Origin of the sequence: Microbacterium sp. UMB0228, from assembly GCF_002871415.1 — a bacterium.
Classification (GTDB): domain Bacteria; phylum Actinomycetota; class Actinomycetes; order Actinomycetales; family Microbacteriaceae; genus Microbacterium.
Genome location: NZ_PNFU01000010.1, coordinates 22876 through 37513, shown reverse-complemented (window position 1 = coordinate 37513; position 14638 = coordinate 22876). Strand labels below are relative to the sequence as shown.

Here is a 14638-nt window from a genome sequence, read left to right as displayed (position 1 = left end):
CGCTCCCAACGCAGAGAGCGGGCCTGCTGGCGACGGAGGATCAGAGCTGTTGGCCGAGGGCGATGAGCCAGTTCACCCACGCCACCCCCGCGCCGGCGAGCGCGGCGGCGCCGACGCCGACGAGCACCCCGACCCGGCCCTTGGAGGCAAGCGAGTGGTTGCCGTGCGAGGCGCCCAGCGCCCAGCAGATCGCCGAGACGATGACCATGAGCACCGCGACGATGAGCACGAACATCAGCAGGGCGCCGATGACCTGTTTCAGATCACCGATGCCTCCGAGCCCGTCGAAGTCGGGGAACACTTCCATCACGAACCGGCCCTGACGGTGACGTGCAGGTGGTCGTAATGGCCGCCGGTCACGTCGCCGGGGTCGTGCATCCCGCCGCCGTTGTAGGGGCGCCAGCCTTCGGCGTCGCGGGCCAGAGACCAGATTTGGCCCTGCCAGATCAGGTACTCCACGCCCAGCGACTCGGCGTGGTCCTTCATCCAGTTCGTCACCCGCCACCCGTCCTCGAGCTGCGCGGGCGTCGGGTGCGTCCCGATCGGGTTCCCGAACGTGATGTCACACGCCCGGCCCAGCGGGTGCTCTGACGTTGTGCCGGGCCGGGGCGAGTAGCAGGCCCAGGAGCTGTCGGGGAACGCGGCACGGGCTTGGGCCATGACGTGCGCCATCCGCGCGGTGATCTGCCCGTCGCTGGTGGGGTCATCGACCTTCTGGTCGGGGTCGCCGTCCAGCGGGGCGGGATCGCCCGGCGCTCCACCGGAACTGCACTCGTTCGGGCTGCCGACCGTGGCTTCGGGCAGGTCGACCGCGTTGTGGTCGTTAAGCCACTTGGCCGCGTCGACGGCCTCGCCGCTCGTGCCGCCGGGCCGGACCTCGAAATGCAGGTGTGGCCCCGTGCTGTTCCCGGAGCTGCCGACATCGCCGATGTGCTGGCCCGCGGTCACACGATCTCCGGCCGCGACGAGGATGCCGGACTGCCACATATGCGCGTAGGCGGTCGCCACGGTCTGCCCGTCGATCTGGTGCTCGATGACAATGAGTCCGCCGTAGCCGCCGGAGAACTCGGCCACGGTCACGGTCCCGTCTGCGGCGGCGAGGATCGGCGTGCCGTCCGGTGCGGCGAAGTCGGTGCCGGTGTGGAACGACGGTTCCCCGGTGATCGGATGGATACGCGGCCCGAACTCGCTGGTGAGCACCCAAGTTCCCTCGGGGAGCGGGAACACGACCCGCGAGGACTCCGCGACCGGACCGGCCACCACCGAGGCGGTGGCCGGGCCAGCCGCACCCGTCGCGCCGGTGAGAGCGTCGAGGATGCGTTCGGCGACCGGCTCGTAGTTGCGGTAGCGGTCAGGGTAGGCACTGACCTCGACGGCTTGCGCGGCCTCGCCGGGGTCCATCTGCGCCCAGCCGGGGATGTCCAGCAGGCCCCGCGGCGAGGGATAGTTAGGTCCATCGGGTCCGCCGTAGAACGCGCGGGCCTGATAGTTCGTGTCCATCAGCTCCGCGACGGTTCCCCACCCGGATTGCGGGCGCATCTGGAACAGGCCGAGGGAGTCGTGGTCGCCGCCGTTGCCGTCGTTGGGGTAGTTCGCGGACTCGGGGTAGGCACTGGTGTTGGCGAGCTGGCGCAGGGTGCTCTCGGTGAGCGCGGCCATCAGCGCGATCTTGATGCCGGGCCGGCCGACGCCCTCGATGCCGCCGCCGACAGTGATGATCGTGGCCGCGTGCGTGAGCTGGGTCTTGTTCAGCGTGAACGTGGTGCCGTCTTGCGTGGTGACGGTCAACGAATCGGGGACGTTGCCCACGGTGACGCTGCCGCCGGGGACGGCGCAGTTCGCGGCGGCGGGGTTCATCAGCACGCCGATCGCCATCAGGACACAGGCAGGGCCGAACAGGACGAAGGCGAGTCCGAGGATGAGGAGCTTCTTGACCACGGCGTGCCTTCTGTCATCGCAGCGGGTTGTCGAGCTGCGACAGGCGCAGCACGTGACACGGGCCGGTGCGGAACTCCGGCGCCGGGGGCGGGCAGGCCAGAAACACGGTGAAGGCCACGGGGTGCTCGCTGGTGACGGGTTCGCCGTTCCAGACGCCCTCGCGGTGCCGGGTTCCTTCGATCGTGATCGCGGTCGCACCACGCGGGAGCTGGCCGGACTGGGCCTGCTCAACCGCGGTGTCCCATGCTTGGGGCACGAACGAGGACTCGATGGTGAGATGCTGGGTGGTGGCGTACTTGCGCAGCTCGATCCACGCCTCCCGCGACGGCAGATAGGACGCGATGTCGGCGGCGAGGCCCGCCTGCTCATGGCCGGAGGGGTCCCCGACCTCCAAGATCGCGGCGGAGTAATCCAGCGGCATCAGCCCGGAGCCGGTGTCCCAGGCGAACAGCGCCTCAGCGACATTGCGGGCGAACTCATCCGGGTCGTGCGAGGGGATCACCCGCGGCGGCCCCGGTTTGCCGGGCTCGGACTCACCCGGAGCGGTGATGGTCGGAGCCGGATCGGGCGCGCGATCGGTGGGCTGTCGTGGGCCGGTGATGAGCCCATACACGCCGACGCCGATCAGGAGCAGCAGCACGAGGCCGGCGGCGATCACCGCGATGAGTCGGCCACGGGACCAGGAAGCGAGATTCGTCTTCATGCCCAGAGGTGAGCCCGCCGGTGACTGGCCCTACCGGTGCATCAGAGGGCGCGCAGCAGCGGCCGGCCCGCCGACTCAGCGACGGTTGTGCGGGCGGTGCGGAGCCGGTCGGCGAACTCGGTGGTGCCCTCGACGGTGGCGAAGAACGCCTCGGCCTGCTCGTCGGTGAGCTCGACGGCCAGCTCGTCCACGTCGTAGTGGGTCCACCACGCTTCCAGGTCGCCCCAGGTCAGTACGAACGCCCGCAGCGGGTACCGCGTCGGTTCCTCGTCCTCAACGACGGGGCGACGCTTCGGCGTGGCCGGCTTGCTGACCTTGCTGGCCTTGCTGGTCTTGGCGGCGTGGACGCGGGCCAGGGCTTCGTCGGCCAGCTCGTGCAACCGTTGGTCCCGCTCGCTGTCGGCCTTGGCTTGGCTGTCGCGGAGGCGCTGGAAGATCGGGTTGACCGCCGCACCGGCCTCGATCTGCGTCAGCCCGTCCCGCGCCTGGACGCGGATCGTCTCCGGGGTGCTCGGATCGTCGGCCAGGTGTTGCAGGTAGCCGATCTGTTCCAGCCGACTGTAGGACGCCGAGCCGGTCACCATCCGCGCCGCCTGTGTCCGAGCGTCTCCGAGCTGGTGCGAGTCCGATGGTCCCGCCGAATCGGCGGGACCATGCTTTCCGGGCTCGTGGCCCTCGTGGAACTGGGTCTTGGCCTTGCGGCGTGCGGCGTCCTCGGCCATGAGTTCCTTGATCTCCCGGTACAAGGCGGCGGCCTCGATCGCGGTGAGCGGCTTGTGGAGCTGGTTGTCGTCCTGCTCGGCCAGCAGATGCCCCAGCCGGTCCGAGATACCGGAGCGCACCCACACGCTGACGCGGCGCCAGCCGAGCTTCTTGATCGCGGCCATCCGGCGCGCCCCGCACACCAGCACCCCGTCCGGGGTGATCGTCGGCGGCTGCAACAGACCGTCCCGGTCGATCGACGCCGCGAGCGCGTCGATGTCGCCCAGGTCCGTGCGGTGCCGGCGGCCGACAGTGATGGAGTCAACCGCCCGCTCCAGCTCGATGTGTCCGGCCGGTGCGCTCATCCCGCACCTCGCGCCTTTCTCGCGCCCGGCTTGCTGATGCCCGGTGCGGCCAGGGAGAGGGTGAGCACGAGGTCGTCATCGCGCAGCAGCACCGGCAGGGTCTCGCCGATCAGCAGCCGCAGCAGGATGCCGCGTCCCGCGCCGGTCGCCGCGAGCGCCGGGTCCGGGCAGCCGAGCAGGGCGCGCAGCAGCACCGCCCAGGACCGGCCAGGAAGGTCGATCAGGGCTCGGGCGTGCTTGTCGCGTCGCAGTGTCTCGTAGGCGGTGTGCCGGTTCCCGACGCGCGTCAGCGCCACGCAGACGTGTTCTACCGCCGGGCGTGCCGTGCCCTCGGGCCAGTCCAGCAGCATCAGCAGCGTGATCGCGTCCTCGACCGCCGACGCCGCGGTGGTTGCCGCCGGCTCGGCCGGTGCCTGCTCCGGGGTGTTGTCGCGGTCGTGGGCGTCCTTGATCTGGAACGCGGGATGGTAGTCGCTCAGGACGTTCTCGCGGTCGGAGAGCCGTTCGGGGTCGTGGAAGATCGAGTAGCGGGGCCGGCGTGCCTGGTGGGTCGAGCACAGCAGCCCTTGGCCGCGTTCCTCGGCGATGCAGGTGATCCGTACCGCGTGCGTGATGACCGCCCACGGGTCATCGGCGGTGCGGGCGGCCTTGGTGCGCATCACGTCGAACGCCGCCGACGCGGCCTCCCACGGATCGAGCCGGTGCTTGTGCGCCAGCGCCGCGTACTTCTCGGCCGCGAACGCCATCAGCTCTGCCGCTACCGGGTCGTGCTCCCAGGCGCGCCGGCCGGCGGCGTGCAGCCGTTTCAGCAGGGCACGCAGGCCCTCGCTGGTGCGGTAGTCCTCAGCCGTCCGGCCGCTGGTCTCGCTCATGGTGCTGGTGTCGTTGGTCATGGTCTGGGCACCTCCCGACGGCGAGGTGCACCCGCAGACGACTGCGGGGCTCGCCTTGACGGAATGAGCGCCCATGACTCATCACCACCCGGCTACCTCATCCCGACCCCGGAGCGGTGCGGTCCCTGCTCGGCGCCGCCGCGACGGCCGAAGGCGCTCAGAGGCGGCAGACGCTTGGCTCGCTCGGCGACCCAGCGGGCGCCCTTCTCGATCGGGGCGCGAACGTGCCGGTTCATATCGGCGGTCCGGTCGATGCCCCGGCGGGACAGCCGGCCGCCGCCTTGGGCGATCAGGTCGGTCGGGCGCACCCAATCCACGCCCCGGCCCCGTACCCGCGCCAGCTTCTCCTTCGCCGCCGTGCGGGACGCGGCGGCCTTGACCGCATCCGGCGTCCCCGCTGCTTCGGTCGCCTCGGTTGGGTTCAGGTCGTTCCGCTTACGGGGTGGCGGCTCGGGCTCGGAGCGATGCTGCTCCCGCATCCGGTCCTGATCGTTCATGGCAGGGCTCCTTCCATCTCGGGCTGCGACCCGGACGGGTCGGCCTCATCGGACTGGTGAGCACGAGGCAGCCAGCGACCCACCGTCGAGGGATGCACGCCCAAATGCCGGGCGATGGCCTTGTTCGACCAGTCCTGCTCTCGCAGCTCTGCCGCCAGCGCCCGACGATCCGGCCCGCCGTCCGTGTCCGCAGCGGTGACGCCTGCCGCCGTAGATGGCGGGTCAAGAGATGCCGTCTCGCTCTGGGGCAACGGGGTGATCGGCTCGACCGCCGGCGGCAACTCGAGCGCAGTAGCCGGGCGTGCGGTGGCGCGGGTCAGCACAACGGTCAGATGCGTGATCGCCAGCAGCACGACCGGCGGCACGGCAGCGACCGCGGCCGCGAGCGGTCCGGGCACGTCGGCGTCGGCCGCGACCACCGCATGCAGCGAGTTCGCCGTCACCGACACCGCGGCACCGCCGACCAGCAACGCCCACGGATACCACGCCGCTCGCTCACCGGCGAGGGCAACGACGGCCACCGTGGAGACCACGATTACGCCGTCGACGATCAGCGGCCACGCCCACGCCTGCCCGGCCCCGATCCCGGAGCGGCGGGCAAGGTCGGCCAGGGACGTGAACGACAACCAGAACGCGCCGGCAGCGATGAACACCGTCCCGGCGACCGAGGTGATGACCGCCCACCGGCGGCCGCGTAGCTCCTTCATGACAGCCCCCGCGTGGCGGGCGCCCGCTGCTGCGCGTTCCCGCGAGCGAACTCGCCCGAAGCCGATGCGGCCGGACGGTCCCGGCGGGCTCCGGCGCCGACGCTGCGATAGGCGCTGTAGACGGTGCGGGTGATCTCCCGCTCCCCGAAATCGGATTGTGCGGCCGTCACCATCGCGTCCAGGGCATCCGTGAGCGGCACCCCGCCCTCGGACAACCGGCACGAGGCCCAGAAGAGTTTGAGGTTGCGGTCTGTGGCCTGCCGCCCCAGCCACGTCGCCAGCCGCTCCGCATCCTCGCGCCGCACTGGCCCACCGAGGCGCGGCCGAGGCGCGGGCCGAGGATCAAGGAAGTCTCGCAGCCGGCCCGCATCTATCGGCCAGGCCGCACCGGCCGCGAGCTGCTCGACCCGGTACGGCGTGCGCAGGCCGTCGAGCCGTAGCAGCGAGGGCGGGGCGATGATGTAGCCGCCGTCCCCGCGACAGTCGATGCCGACCTTCCCTGCCTGCCAGGACCGTTGCGCCTGGTTCGGGTCGGCTGGAAAGTAGGCGTGCTGGCCGCCGGTGGGTGTGCGCACGACCGCCAGCGGCTCGGGGATCAGCCCGGCCCGGGCTGACCGCGCGTAGGCGGCGTACCCGTTGACGCCGTGCACATCCACGTCGATCACTACCAGCCCCGAGACGGCACCGGTCGGGATGCCGATGTTCGCGGCCGGCCGCGCCCGCCACCACGCCTCAACACGGCTCGGGTCGATGCTGGCCTCGTGGAATCCGCGCTCCGGGATCGGCCGCTTCCCGGCCGGCGCACAGGGGAACACCGGAACTCCGGCCCGCGCCAGCTCACCAGCCGCGACCGGCAACGGTGCCCCGTCGAGCTGACCGAACACGGCGGCAGCCGTGGCGGGGGTGACCATCACAGGCCCCGTCCCGAGCCGACTGAGGCCGCCGGCGTCTCCCGCTCCGGCAGCGGCTCGACCTGGCGCGCGGCCTGCTCTGGCGTCTCCTGGGCCTGCGGCGTGTGCTCCGGGCCATCGACACGCAGGGACAGCGGGTTGCCGTTCCCGAGCTGTGTGGTGTCGAGCTTGTCGAGAATGTCGAATGCGGTGCTGCGCACCTGCTCGCCCGTGGCGCGGACCACCGCCACGGGGTCTTTCCCGTCCACGTTGCTCGCCCATCCGGCGACATACGGGATCGTGTAGTCGCTGGTGTCCATGCCGTGTGCGGCGGCGATCATCAACGCGACCGACTCCGCGCGTACCTCGCTGATTCCTCGATGCTCGCGGGCGTCGTCCCGCTGATTCGGGCCGTCCAGCCGGACGTGCGCCAGCTCGTGCGCGAGGGTCTTGACCTGCGCGGCCGGGTCCATGTCCGCGCAGACCATCACTTGCCGGGTCTCGAAGTGGATGCAGCCGTTCGCGCCCCGTTCGATGCGGTCGCGCGGCATCCGCAGCACCTCGAACCCCAGCGACTCCGCCTGCTCGGTCAGGCCCTCCCACAGCCCGGCCGGGGCTTCGCCTTCCAGCAGCCTCGGACGGGGCAGCTCGGGAAGCGGTGCGCCGTGCGTCCTCGACACGTCCCACACATAGGCCGGGACGACGCTGACGATCCGCCTGCGCACGACTTCGCCCGGTCGGGGCTTCTCCCACTTCCCGAGCCGCCGCCACGACGCCGGATCGCGCGGGGTCGCCGATGCGAACCTCGCCTTGACCGGACCGCGAATCCGATAGCCGCCGTCCTTCTCCGGCCAGCGGCCCATCTTCTGCCAGTCGTTGTACCCGGCAACCCAGGTCGGCGTCGGTGTCGGCACCCGGCCCTGTTCGTAGGCTTCGAGATGCTGCGCCCAGATCAACAGCGTGTTGTTGAACGAGCGGGTCCGGAACCTCGCGGCGAACTCGATCGCACGCCGCCAGTCATCGCCCGACACCAGTTCCTCGACCGAACGCACGATGCGTTCTTCCAGCGCATCGAGCGTCACTTGCCGCGCCGCCTGCTTGTCCTCGTTCGCAGCCATCGCCTGACCTCCCTCCGCCAGGGCCACTCCGAGTGGGAGCAACCGTGCGACCGCGAGGTACGCCGGGCGGATCAGGAAGACAAGACGGACGACGGAACAAGACTGGCGACCGTCAGCTCCGCGACGAACCCGACGAGTCTCTACCGGCCTACCGGATCGGAACTGGCCCTGGGGCCTGCGGCCACCGATCCCGCGGCTATCACCCGGACAGATGCGTCCTTCACCCGGCCACTTGCGTGGACGTCACCCGATGCATCGTCCGGTAGTCGCTGGGAGTAAGGCCGACGCCGCGGCGGAACTGGCGAGCGGCGAAGTCAGGATCGCTCCAGCCCACCTCCTGAGCGATCGCCGCAACAGAGCGGGACGTCGTGCGTAGAAGATGCGCCATCCGCTCGGCTCGCTGCATGGTCAGGTAAGCGATCGGTGACTTCCCGTACGCCTCAACGAAGATGCGGTTGACCTGTGACTTCGACAGATGTACTTCATCTGCCAAGTCCGACACGGACCAACGCCGCGCCGGGTCCGTCCGTAAGAGTTCAGCGACCTTGCGCGCTTCTGTGCGCAATGGCGCAAACCGACGAACACGAGGTAGGGAGGGTATCGCGGTCGCGCGCTGCGTCGGGGATGTACGGATCGGTGAGGTCTTGACAAAGGGAGTCACGACATGAGCGATGCTGAACCACAATGCCTGCATTCGATTGAAGTTCTCCGCGAATCGGCCATCGATACTGAGAGCAACCAGCTCATCGAGACGCGGCATCAGCATACCCGCTCGATCTTCGCCGATATGAAGTACCTGCGCAGGCTCGGCATACATAGTCTCGGCAAAGCACTGCGCGTCGAGGCGGTCCCGTAATATGCCGACGTGTTGCCAGAAAATCTGGTCAATCAAGTAGTCGGTGTCGAGATAGACCGTCGTCACAGTTGCACGACCCTCGGGCTCACCCCCAAGCAGTGTGTTGGCCCCCAGGAGAATCACGTCCCCAAACTTGACCAGCTTCTGCTTGAACTCGCTAAACAGGATAGCGCTTCCATCGCGAACGACGATGACCTGAACGCAGTCGTAGGCCAACGGCCCGACCGGCTGGACGATGATGCGGTTCCGGGCGAGGATGGGTGCGAAACCGCGGAGACTGCAGGACTCGTGTTGGTTCGACGCCGCGACCGATTCGGGCTCATCAACCGCATTCCTGGGATGGGATTCCTGACCACCTCTTTCGCGGGCACCAGACGGACCGCGCTGAGGACTGCGCGACGGGCGGGTCTCGACAATCCCGCGACTAATCGACCGGTTCGAGCCCAACGAACTTCATCCGGTCCTCGCCGTAGAAGCATGTCTGCAAGGCGAATGAACCGTCGAGGCCAAGTAGGTCATCGGTGGTCGCCCAGGTCTTTGGCGTGTGGCGGATATCAACCACTTGATACACCTGATCGCTACCCTCGACCTGCACCAGTTGGCCTATCTCCCAGGGGAGCAGGACGTCGCCTTGACAATTGTTGTGAGCTGCCCATACCGGCGGAACGCCCTCCCGCTCGTAGGAACTCATCTCCGTGAACGTTCCGTCGCAGCCGTCTAGTTCGTGCACGCCACCCGTGGCGCCCAAGTCCACGGTGGGCAGGTCTCCGAACGCGTCCTCCCGCGCGGCATGGATGCTTCCCGTGACCGCCGTCTTCACCGTCCCGTACACATACTCGACCCGCTCCGGCGCGGCGAGAAGGCCTACCAGCAGCGCCCCGCCAGCGAGGACGAGGACCGTCCCCGCCGCCGCGCTGAGGAACCCATGCCAGCGCCGCGGCGGTGGCTTACTCCGTCCGACTGTCTCCCGCATGCTCCGAACCCCGTTCCGCACGTTGACCAACCTCATGTTCGACTATCCATGATAGTTACTATCTAGCATAGTCGTATGGTTCAGCCTGTCTTCGCCGGCCGCCGTGGGGTAGCCGTCTCCCGCCCGGTTCGTGACCTCTGCGGCCCACGCGGTCCGAGAGGAGTGGGCTGCGCGAGGAGCGATCGGCGGGCGCTGCACAACCGTCCGGAGAGTCCGCTTGCCTCTGTCGCGGAGACCTCGTTCGCGACGCTGCGATGACAAGGTTGAGATCGCGATACCCCCGGGGGTATAGTGGAGTCATGGGCGCGACCGAGATCAGGCGAGAGAACCCGACCCGGGTGGTCGAGGAGAGCTCGGTGCCGATCCTGGGCTTTTGGGCCGACCACCCACTCGACGACGTTCCTGACAGTCAGAGGAGTTTCGCCTATGTCTGACCGACAGCTCACCTGCGCCCCGGCATGCCGCGCCGGCGTATGGGGGCGGCTGAGCCGTGGAGCCGTCGCCCTGATCGTCGGCGCGTTCGGTGCATCCATGCTGTCGACGGACCCGGCGATCGCGGTAGCCGCCGGCGTGATGGCCACCGTCATCGCGGTCATGGCGGTCACAGGAATATGCCCGACGAGCTGGCTCACCACTCGTCGGCAGCCTCAGACGCCGCAGCACACACTCGACATCCCCGATGCCCGGCAGCACGTCGACCTGACGAGCGCCCCCGTCCCGAACAGGAGTTCTCATGTCCACGAGTGACCCCGACGCCCAGCGCCGCATCCTCAACCGGCTCCGCCGCGCCCGCGGCCAGCTCAACGCCGTCATTGACGCGGTCGAAGGCGGCGGGTCGTGCCGGGAGGTGGTGACCCAGCTCGCGGCGGTCTCCTCGGCGCTTGACCGTGCCGGGTTCGCGATCATCTCCACCGCGATGAAGGACTGCATCGCCGACCCCGACGGCACCAACCGTGCCGACGACATCACCACCGAGGAGCTGGAGAAGCTGTTCCTCACGCTCGCCTGAACGAGCGATCCTCACGACCAACCGACAGACAGCCCTCGAAGGAAGAAGCAATCCATGTGCCGAGCTGTGACCTGTAAGACCTGCGGCAAGACCACCTGGGCTGGCTGCGGCCAGCACATCGCCGAGGTCAAGCGCACCGTGCCGGCGGGCCAGTGGTGCCCCGGACACGACAAGGAGAAGGAGAAGGCAGCCGCGACGAGCGGGTTCTTCGCCCGCCTGTTCGGACGATGACAGGCGCCACGCGCCACGACTCGCCCTCTCAGAATCCTCAGGAGTTCTGGGAGGGCCGCTACCGGGACGCCGAGCGCGTGTGGTCGGGCCGCCCCGAACCCTAGCCTGGTCAACGCTGTGCAGCACTTGGCTCCGGGGAAAGCGCTGGATCTGGGGTGCGGGGAGGGCGCCGATGCGATCTGGCTCGCCACCCAGGGCTGGCTCGTCACCGGCGTGGACATCTCCGCCACCGCTATCGCCCGCGCACGCCGCGAGGCTCAGCGTCAACAGGCCAGCGCGGCCACCCGGTTCGTCACTGCCGACCTGGCACGGTGGGAGCCGGACGACGGCCCCTACGATCTGATGACCGCCAGCTTCCTGCACTCGCCTGTCCCGCTCCCGCGCATCGCGATCCTGCAACGCGCAGCCACCACGGTGCGCGCCGGCGGTCACCTCGTGGTCCTCTCCCACGCCGCACTCCCACCCTGGGTCGACGCCGCGGATCATCCCGCGCACAGCTTTCCCAGCCCGGCACGACAGTTCGTGGAGCTGAACCTCAACGAGCACGACTGGCTCGTCCTGAGCATCCAGACGCACACCCGACACGCCACCGCCCCTTCCGGCGAGGCCGCCGAGCTGACCGACGGGGTACTTCTCCTCCAGCGCCGGTGACCGGCTCGTCCCGGCGCGGCGGACCCGCTGTGGGGCGGCTTAGCCGCGGGACATCGCGGTCTGGACGATGGCTTCGACGTGCAGCGTGGTCGAGTCAAGCAGCGGCAGTCCCGGCACGTCGTCGGGGCCGACCAAGAGGATGATCTCGGTGCATCCGAGCACGATCGCCTCGGCCCCGGCCGCGTGGAGGTCTGTCATGACCCGGATGTAGGTCTCCCGAGACTCAGGCCGGAACACGTGTCTGGTCAGCTCGTCGAAGATGATCTGATCGACCGTGGTCCGGTCGACGGGCTCCGGGGGCAGCACAGTGAAGCCCGCTCGCTCGAGTCTTCTCCGGTAGAAGTCCTGTTCCATCGTCGGCGCGGTGCCGAGCAGTCCCAGCCGGGTCACCCCGATGCGATGTCGGTCGTTGTGGTCGCGACCACATCGGCGATGTGCAGGAATGGGACGGTGATCGCCGCCTCGATGACGGGCGCGACTCGGTGCATCGTGTTGCTCCCGCAGGCGATGAAGTCCGCTCCCGCCCGCTGCAGGCCCCGGGCTTTGCCTGCCAGATACTGTCCGGCCTCATCCCAGGCTTCGGCGCGCACGCATCGTTCGATGACGCCGAAGTTCACGCAGGACAGCACCAGCTCGGCTCGCTCGTGCCCGCCACGCAGCTCGTTCACGCGGTCGTTGATCCGGCGGTAGTAGTCCACCATCGCGACGCTGCTCATCCCGTGCAGCAACCCGATGGTCCTCATCGGCGCTCCATCTGCCACCTTCTGGTCCGGTCAGATGCGGATGTAGGCGGCGTCGGCCAGTTGCGCATGGACGATCGCGGTGACCGCGGAGGGGACCGTGCCGACCTCGGGTCGCAACTCGCCGGGGTCGATGCCGCGCCGTCCGAGCCCGACGCTGCACGCGGCCACCTCGGTGTGCTCGGGCACCTGGACGGCATCGGTGCCGGTCAGGCCGGCCAGAGCCGGGCCGTTGACGATCACCCGCACCCGCACTCCCAGGCCGGCGGCGTGGAGTCCGGCGGCGGCGTCCAGCGCCCGTTGCACGTCGGCGGGGTCGTCGGCCACGTGCAGGATCACCTCACGAGTGTTCTCATTCATTGTTTGGTGTTCTCTCTTGGTTTCCGGCAGGGTCAGATGGTGCAGCCGGTGAGGGCGGCCGAGACGTAGGGCAGATGGACGAGGGCAGCAAGGGCGGTCATGCCGACCAGGTATGCGGCGATCGCGACGGCGGGCAGGGCGCCTGCCAGCCCGGCGCTGGGGTGGACGAGGTGGCGGATGCGTTCGGGACCGGCGGCGTGCAAGGCGACAGGGCAGGAGTGCTGCGGCATGGCGGGGTGGGTGCGTTCGCCGAGCTTGACCAGGGCGCTGACCAGCGCCGGGGTTCCTGCGTGACGGCGGGCCTGGTCGTCCGCGGCGATCTCCAGGTAGTGCGGCAGCGCGTCGGCGACAGCGCGGATCAGCGGCACCCACCGTAGGTAGGCGGCGATGCTGTCCACTAGCGCGGTGATGAGGTGGTGGCGTTGGTGCAGGTGGGCGTGCTCGTGGGCCAGCACGGCGGCCAGCTCGCCCGGCCCCAGCGCGCGCACCGCGCCGGTGGAGAGCACGATCCCGCCGTGACGGTCGGGGAAGGTAAGCGCGAACAGGTGCTCGGCGTCGACCAGTGCCACCTCGTGCCCGTGAAGGAGCTGCCGCCGCGCGCCGTGCAGCAGCGTGCGGGCGGCGTCCCGGGAGCGAGAGCTGCGCCGAACCATCTGGCGGGCAAGACCTGCTCCCAGAGCAAGGGCCAGCGCCACCGGCAGGGCGAGCAGCAGCACCGCGGGGATCAGGGTTTCGGTGGTGTCGGCGGAGAACGGGTTCGCGGCGGTGAGGCACCGTTGGCAGACCTCGGCCGCGCGTTCGGGCAGCAGCGCGGGGCCGGCTCCGGCCCAGGCCAGCACCGGGCCGATCGCCAGCAGCGTGACCAGCCAGACCCCGATGCCGCCGGCGACGACCACGATCGCCAAGCGCGGGACGCGCACCAGGGCGGGGGCAGCGTGCCGCAGCAACCACGGCCCGAACACCGCCAATGCCACCAGTCCGGTGCACAGAGCCATCGTGAGGATGCCCGCGGTCATGGCATGTCTCCCCGGTCGCGGCGTTCCAGGTAGTCGCGCAGCAGGTCCAGGTCGTTCTCGGGCATCGAGTCCACGAACTGCAGGATCGAGGCGGCCCGGTCGCGGCTAGCCTCCAGCACCTGCTCCATCAGCCCCGCGGCGTGCTCGTGCCTGGTGATCTTGGCGCCGTACCGGGTGGACCGGTTCTGCCTCGTGATGGTCACCAGGCGCTTGCGATCCAGGTTGGTGAGCACGGTCGCGATGGTGGTGTAGGCGGGGTCGGAGGGCAGGTGCTCGATCACTTCGCGCACGGTAGCCGGGCCGTGGTCCCACAGCACGTCCATCACCTGCGCTTCCAACGCACCCAGGCGCAGCAGGTCGCCGGAGCGCCCATCGGCGGCCTTCATCGCACAGCCGCCACCGGCTCGGGGCGGACCGGGCAAGCGACCTGCCCGCGTAGTCGCCACACCAGTGCGACGCCGGTCAGGATCAGCGCGCCGAGCGCGAGGAACGGCTGCACGGGGGTGAACCAGGTGATCGCTCCCGAGTACCCCAGCGCCAGCAGCGCCAGCTTGTTGCACACCGGGCACCCCACCGCGAACCACGCCAGGATGCCGCCGGCCATTCCCATCCGGCTGGTGCGCCGAGCCTGCGCCTCATCGGCCGCGTCGGTGGCGGCGCCGTCCTCGCTGACCGCATTCGCCTGCTGCTCGTCCGCGGCGGCGCGGTACGGGCGGATATACGTAGCGACCAGCATGCCCGACAGCACCGAGGTGACCAGCCACACCGGATAGTTCCACCACACCGGCGGGATGTCTCGACCGAACAGCGGGTTGGGGATCAGCACCGTCGCCACCCCGATCACCACCGCGACAACCGCCGAGGCAGCGATCGCGGCCAGCACCTGCCTGCCCGTCCACCCTCGAAGCGCCTGGACCGCCAACCGGAAGCTTTCGCCGATGCCCTGGCGGGATCGAGTCGTGGGAGAGGTCATGGAACCCATTCTGACA

General features: G+C 69.5%; 22 protein-coding genes. 5 read left to right on the top strand and 17 right to left on the bottom strand.

Translation table 11 applies throughout. The features are described from left to right. Positions 1 to 40: 40 nt before the first annotated feature. The 11 genes from CJ226_RS17055 to CJ226_RS17005 all read right to left on the bottom strand — a co-directional run bounded on the left by CJ226_RS17055 (position 41) and on the right by CJ226_RS17005 (position 9678). Entirely contained in the window at positions 41 to 307 is a 267-nt protein-coding gene (locus tag CJ226_RS17055) for a DUF6112 family protein (RefSeq protein ID WP_026529667.1), read from the bottom strand. Beyond that, positions 307 to 1938 carry a M23 family metallopeptidase gene (locus CJ226_RS17050; protein ID WP_102209902.1) on the bottom strand — a complete coding sequence of 544 codons (1632 nt, stop codon included), beginning with the start codon at positions 1936 to 1938 and terminating at the stop codon, positions 307 to 309. Before CJ226_RS17050 ends, CJ226_RS17055 begins: the two co-directional genes overlap by 1 nt. A 13-nt stretch (positions 1939 to 1951) precedes the next feature. Next, entirely contained in the window at positions 1952 to 2641 is a 690-nt protein-coding gene (locus tag CJ226_RS17045) for a hypothetical protein (protein ID WP_036542082.1), read from the bottom strand. A 41-nt stretch (positions 2642 to 2682) separates the two neighbouring features. Then, positions 2683 to 3708, bottom strand: a complete 1026-nt coding sequence (locus CJ226_RS17040; RefSeq protein ID WP_026529660.1) for a ParB N-terminal domain-containing protein — start codon at positions 3706 to 3708, stop codon at positions 2683 to 2685. Next, positions 3705 to 4601: a hypothetical protein gene (locus CJ226_RS17035; RefSeq protein ID WP_102209901.1), complete on the bottom strand. Its 897-nt coding sequence runs from the start codon at positions 4599 to 4601 to the stop codon at positions 3705 to 3707. Before CJ226_RS17035 ends, CJ226_RS17040 begins: the two co-directional genes overlap by 4 nt. A gap of 92 nt (positions 4602 to 4693) precedes the next feature. Continuing rightward, positions 4694 to 5098: a hypothetical protein gene (locus CJ226_RS17030; protein ID WP_026529658.1), complete on the bottom strand. Its 405-nt coding sequence runs from the start codon at positions 5096 to 5098 to the stop codon at positions 4694 to 4696. Continuing rightward, on the bottom strand, positions 5095 to 5805 hold the full coding sequence (locus tag CJ226_RS17025) for a helix-turn-helix domain-containing protein (protein WP_036542085.1): 711 nt from the start codon (positions 5803 to 5805) through the stop codon (positions 5095 to 5097). The genes CJ226_RS17030 and CJ226_RS17025 overlap by 4 nt, the downstream gene beginning before the upstream one ends. Continuing rightward, positions 5802 to 6716, bottom strand: coding sequence for a bifunctional DNA primase/polymerase (locus CJ226_RS17020; protein ID WP_026529656.1), 915 nt, complete (start codon positions 6714 to 6716; stop codon positions 5802 to 5804). Before CJ226_RS17020 ends, CJ226_RS17025 begins: the two co-directional genes overlap by 4 nt. Beyond that, positions 6716 to 7813, bottom strand: a complete 1098-nt coding sequence (locus CJ226_RS17015; protein ID WP_102209900.1) for an ArdC-like ssDNA-binding domain-containing protein — start codon at positions 7811 to 7813, stop codon at positions 6716 to 6718. Before CJ226_RS17015 ends, CJ226_RS17020 begins: the two co-directional genes overlap by 1 nt. Before the next feature lie 220 nt (positions 7814 to 8033). Further along, the gene (locus CJ226_RS17010; protein ID WP_164498149.1) at positions 8034 to 8885 is read right to left on the bottom strand and encodes a helix-turn-helix domain-containing protein; all 852 of its coding nucleotides are present in this window, start codon (positions 8883 to 8885) and stop codon (positions 8034 to 8036) included. 208 nt (positions 8886 to 9093) lie between these two features. Beyond that, complete coding sequence (locus CJ226_RS17005) at positions 9094 to 9678, bottom strand: hypothetical protein (protein ID WP_102209899.1); 585 nt, start codon at positions 9676 to 9678, stop codon at positions 9094 to 9096. Between the two features lie 263 nt (positions 9679 to 9941). Here CJ226_RS17005 and CJ226_RS18540 point away from each other — a divergent pair, with 263 nt between their 5' ends. The 5 genes from CJ226_RS18540 (at position 9942) to CJ226_RS16990 (ending at position 11533) form a co-directional block, all read left to right on the top strand. Beyond that, positions 9942 to 10076 carry a hypothetical protein gene (locus CJ226_RS18540; protein ID WP_257996725.1) on the top strand — a complete coding sequence of 45 codons (135 nt, stop codon included), beginning with the start codon at positions 9942 to 9944 and terminating at the stop codon, positions 10074 to 10076. Next, on the top strand, positions 10069 to 10389 hold the full coding sequence (locus CJ226_RS17000; protein WP_102209898.1) for a hypothetical protein: 321 nt from the start codon (positions 10069 to 10071) through the stop codon (positions 10387 to 10389). The genes CJ226_RS18540 and CJ226_RS17000 overlap by 8 nt, the downstream gene beginning before the upstream one ends. Next, positions 10376 to 10651 carry a metal-sensitive transcriptional regulator gene (locus tag CJ226_RS16995; RefSeq protein ID WP_026529653.1) on the top strand — a complete coding sequence of 92 codons (276 nt, stop codon included), beginning with the start codon at positions 10376 to 10378 and terminating at the stop codon, positions 10649 to 10651. The genes CJ226_RS17000 and CJ226_RS16995 overlap by 14 nt, the downstream gene beginning before the upstream one ends. A gap of 54 nt (positions 10652 to 10705) precedes the next feature. Then, the gene (locus CJ226_RS18225; protein WP_164498150.1) at positions 10706 to 10882 is read left to right on the top strand and encodes a hypothetical protein; all 177 of its coding nucleotides are present in this window, start codon (positions 10706 to 10708) and stop codon (positions 10880 to 10882) included. 117 nt (positions 10883 to 10999) lie between these two features. Further along, positions 11000 to 11533 (top strand): bifunctional 2-polyprenyl-6-hydroxyphenol methylase/3-demethylubiquinol 3-O-methyltransferase UbiG, encoded by a 534-nt coding sequence (locus CJ226_RS16990; protein ID WP_202976240.1) that lies wholly within the window; start codon positions 11000 to 11002, stop codon positions 11531 to 11533. Positions 11534 to 11572: 39 nt separating this feature from the next. Here the strand turns inward: CJ226_RS16990 and CJ226_RS18330 are convergent, their stop codons facing one another. The 6 genes from CJ226_RS18330 to CJ226_RS16965 are packed head-to-tail and all read right to left on the bottom strand — an operon-like array spanning position 11573 to position 14622. Next, positions 11573 to 11923 carry an aspartate/glutamate racemase family protein gene (locus tag CJ226_RS18330; protein WP_202976241.1) on the bottom strand — a complete coding sequence of 117 codons (351 nt, stop codon included), beginning with the start codon at positions 11921 to 11923 and terminating at the stop codon, positions 11573 to 11575. Continuing rightward, positions 11920 to 12249 (bottom strand): aspartate/glutamate racemase family protein, encoded by a 330-nt coding sequence (locus CJ226_RS18325; protein WP_219719991.1) that lies wholly within the window; start codon positions 12247 to 12249, stop codon positions 11920 to 11922. Before CJ226_RS18325 ends, CJ226_RS18330 begins: the two co-directional genes overlap by 4 nt. A 57-nt stretch (positions 12250 to 12306) precedes the next feature. Next, complete coding sequence (locus CJ226_RS16980) at positions 12307 to 12633, bottom strand: hypothetical protein (RefSeq protein ID WP_036542089.1); 327 nt, start codon at positions 12631 to 12633, stop codon at positions 12307 to 12309. Positions 12634 to 12665: 32 nt separating this feature from the next. Further along, positions 12666 to 13649, bottom strand: a complete 984-nt coding sequence (locus CJ226_RS18535; RefSeq protein ID WP_102209897.1) for a M56 family metallopeptidase — start codon at positions 13647 to 13649, stop codon at positions 12666 to 12668. Next, entirely contained in the window at positions 13646 to 14035 is a 390-nt protein-coding gene (locus tag CJ226_RS16970) for a BlaI/MecI/CopY family transcriptional regulator (protein ID WP_036542093.1), read from the bottom strand. Before CJ226_RS16970 ends, CJ226_RS18535 begins: the two co-directional genes overlap by 4 nt. Next, positions 14032 to 14622, bottom strand: a complete 591-nt coding sequence (locus CJ226_RS16965) for a hypothetical protein (protein WP_102209927.1) — start codon at positions 14620 to 14622, stop codon at positions 14032 to 14034. The genes CJ226_RS16970 and CJ226_RS16965 overlap by 4 nt, the downstream gene beginning before the upstream one ends. Positions 14623 to 14638: the final 16 nt, after the last annotated feature.

Excerpts from the sequence above, each read along its gene's own strand:
- CJ226_RS17020 (WP_026529656.1), bottom strand. The coding sequence starts at position 6,716 with ATGGTCACCCCCGCCACGGCTGCCGCCGTGTTCGGTCAGCTCGACGGG.
- CJ226_RS17025 (WP_036542085.1), bottom strand. The coding sequence starts at position 5,805 with ATGAAGGAGCTACGCGGCCGCCGGTGGGCGGTCATCACCTCGGTCGCC.
- CJ226_RS17030 (WP_026529658.1), bottom strand. The coding sequence starts at position 5,098 with ATGAACGATCAGGACCGGATGCGGGAGCAGCATCGCTCCGAGCCCGAG.
- CJ226_RS18225 (WP_164498150.1), top strand. The coding sequence starts at position 10,706 with ATGTGCCGAGCTGTGACCTGTAAGACCTGCGGCAAGACCACCTGGGCT.
- CJ226_RS17015 (WP_102209900.1), bottom strand. The coding sequence starts at position 7,813 with ATGGCTGCGAACGAGGACAAGCAGGCGGCGCGGCAAGTGACGCTCGAT.
- CJ226_RS16965 (WP_102209927.1), bottom strand. The coding sequence starts at position 14,622 with ATGACCTCTCCCACGACTCGATCCCGCCAGGGCATCGGCGAAAGCTTC.
- CJ226_RS18540 (WP_257996725.1), top strand. The coding sequence starts at position 9,942 with ATGGGCGCGACCGAGATCAGGCGAGAGAACCCGACCCGGGTGGTCGAG.
- CJ226_RS16995 (WP_026529653.1), top strand. The coding sequence starts at position 10,376 with ATGTCCACGAGTGACCCCGACGCCCAGCGCCGCATCCTCAACCGGCTC.
- CJ226_RS17000 (WP_102209898.1), top strand. The coding sequence starts at position 10,069 with ATGTCTGACCGACAGCTCACCTGCGCCCCGGCATGCCGCGCCGGCGTA.
- CJ226_RS18535 (WP_102209897.1), bottom strand. The coding sequence starts at position 13,649 with ATGACCGCGGGCATCCTCACGATGGCTCTGTGCACCGGACTGGTGGCA.
- CJ226_RS17035 (WP_102209901.1), bottom strand. The coding sequence starts at position 4,601 with ATGACCAACGACACCAGCACCATGAGCGAGACCAGCGGCCGGACGGCT.
- CJ226_RS18325 (WP_219719991.1), bottom strand. The coding sequence starts at position 12,249 with ATGAGCAGCGTCGCGATGGTGGACTACTACCGCCGGATCAACGACCGC.
- CJ226_RS17005 (WP_102209899.1), bottom strand. The coding sequence starts at position 9,678 with ATGAGGTTGGTCAACGTGCGGAACGGGGTTCGGAGCATGCGGGAGACA.
- CJ226_RS16980 (WP_036542089.1), bottom strand. The coding sequence starts at position 12,633 with ATGAATGAGAACACTCGTGAGGTGATCCTGCACGTGGCCGACGACCCC.
- CJ226_RS17045 (WP_036542082.1), bottom strand. The coding sequence starts at position 2,641 with ATGAAGACGAATCTCGCTTCCTGGTCCCGTGGCCGACTCATCGCGGTG.
- CJ226_RS17055 (WP_026529667.1), bottom strand. The coding sequence starts at position 307 with ATGGAAGTGTTCCCCGACTTCGACGGGCTCGGAGGCATCGGTGATCTG.
- CJ226_RS17040 (WP_026529660.1), bottom strand. The coding sequence starts at position 3,708 with ATGAGCGCACCGGCCGGACACATCGAGCTGGAGCGGGCGGTTGACTCC.
- CJ226_RS16970 (WP_036542093.1), bottom strand. The coding sequence starts at position 14,035 with ATGAAGGCCGCCGATGGGCGCTCCGGCGACCTGCTGCGCCTGGGTGCG.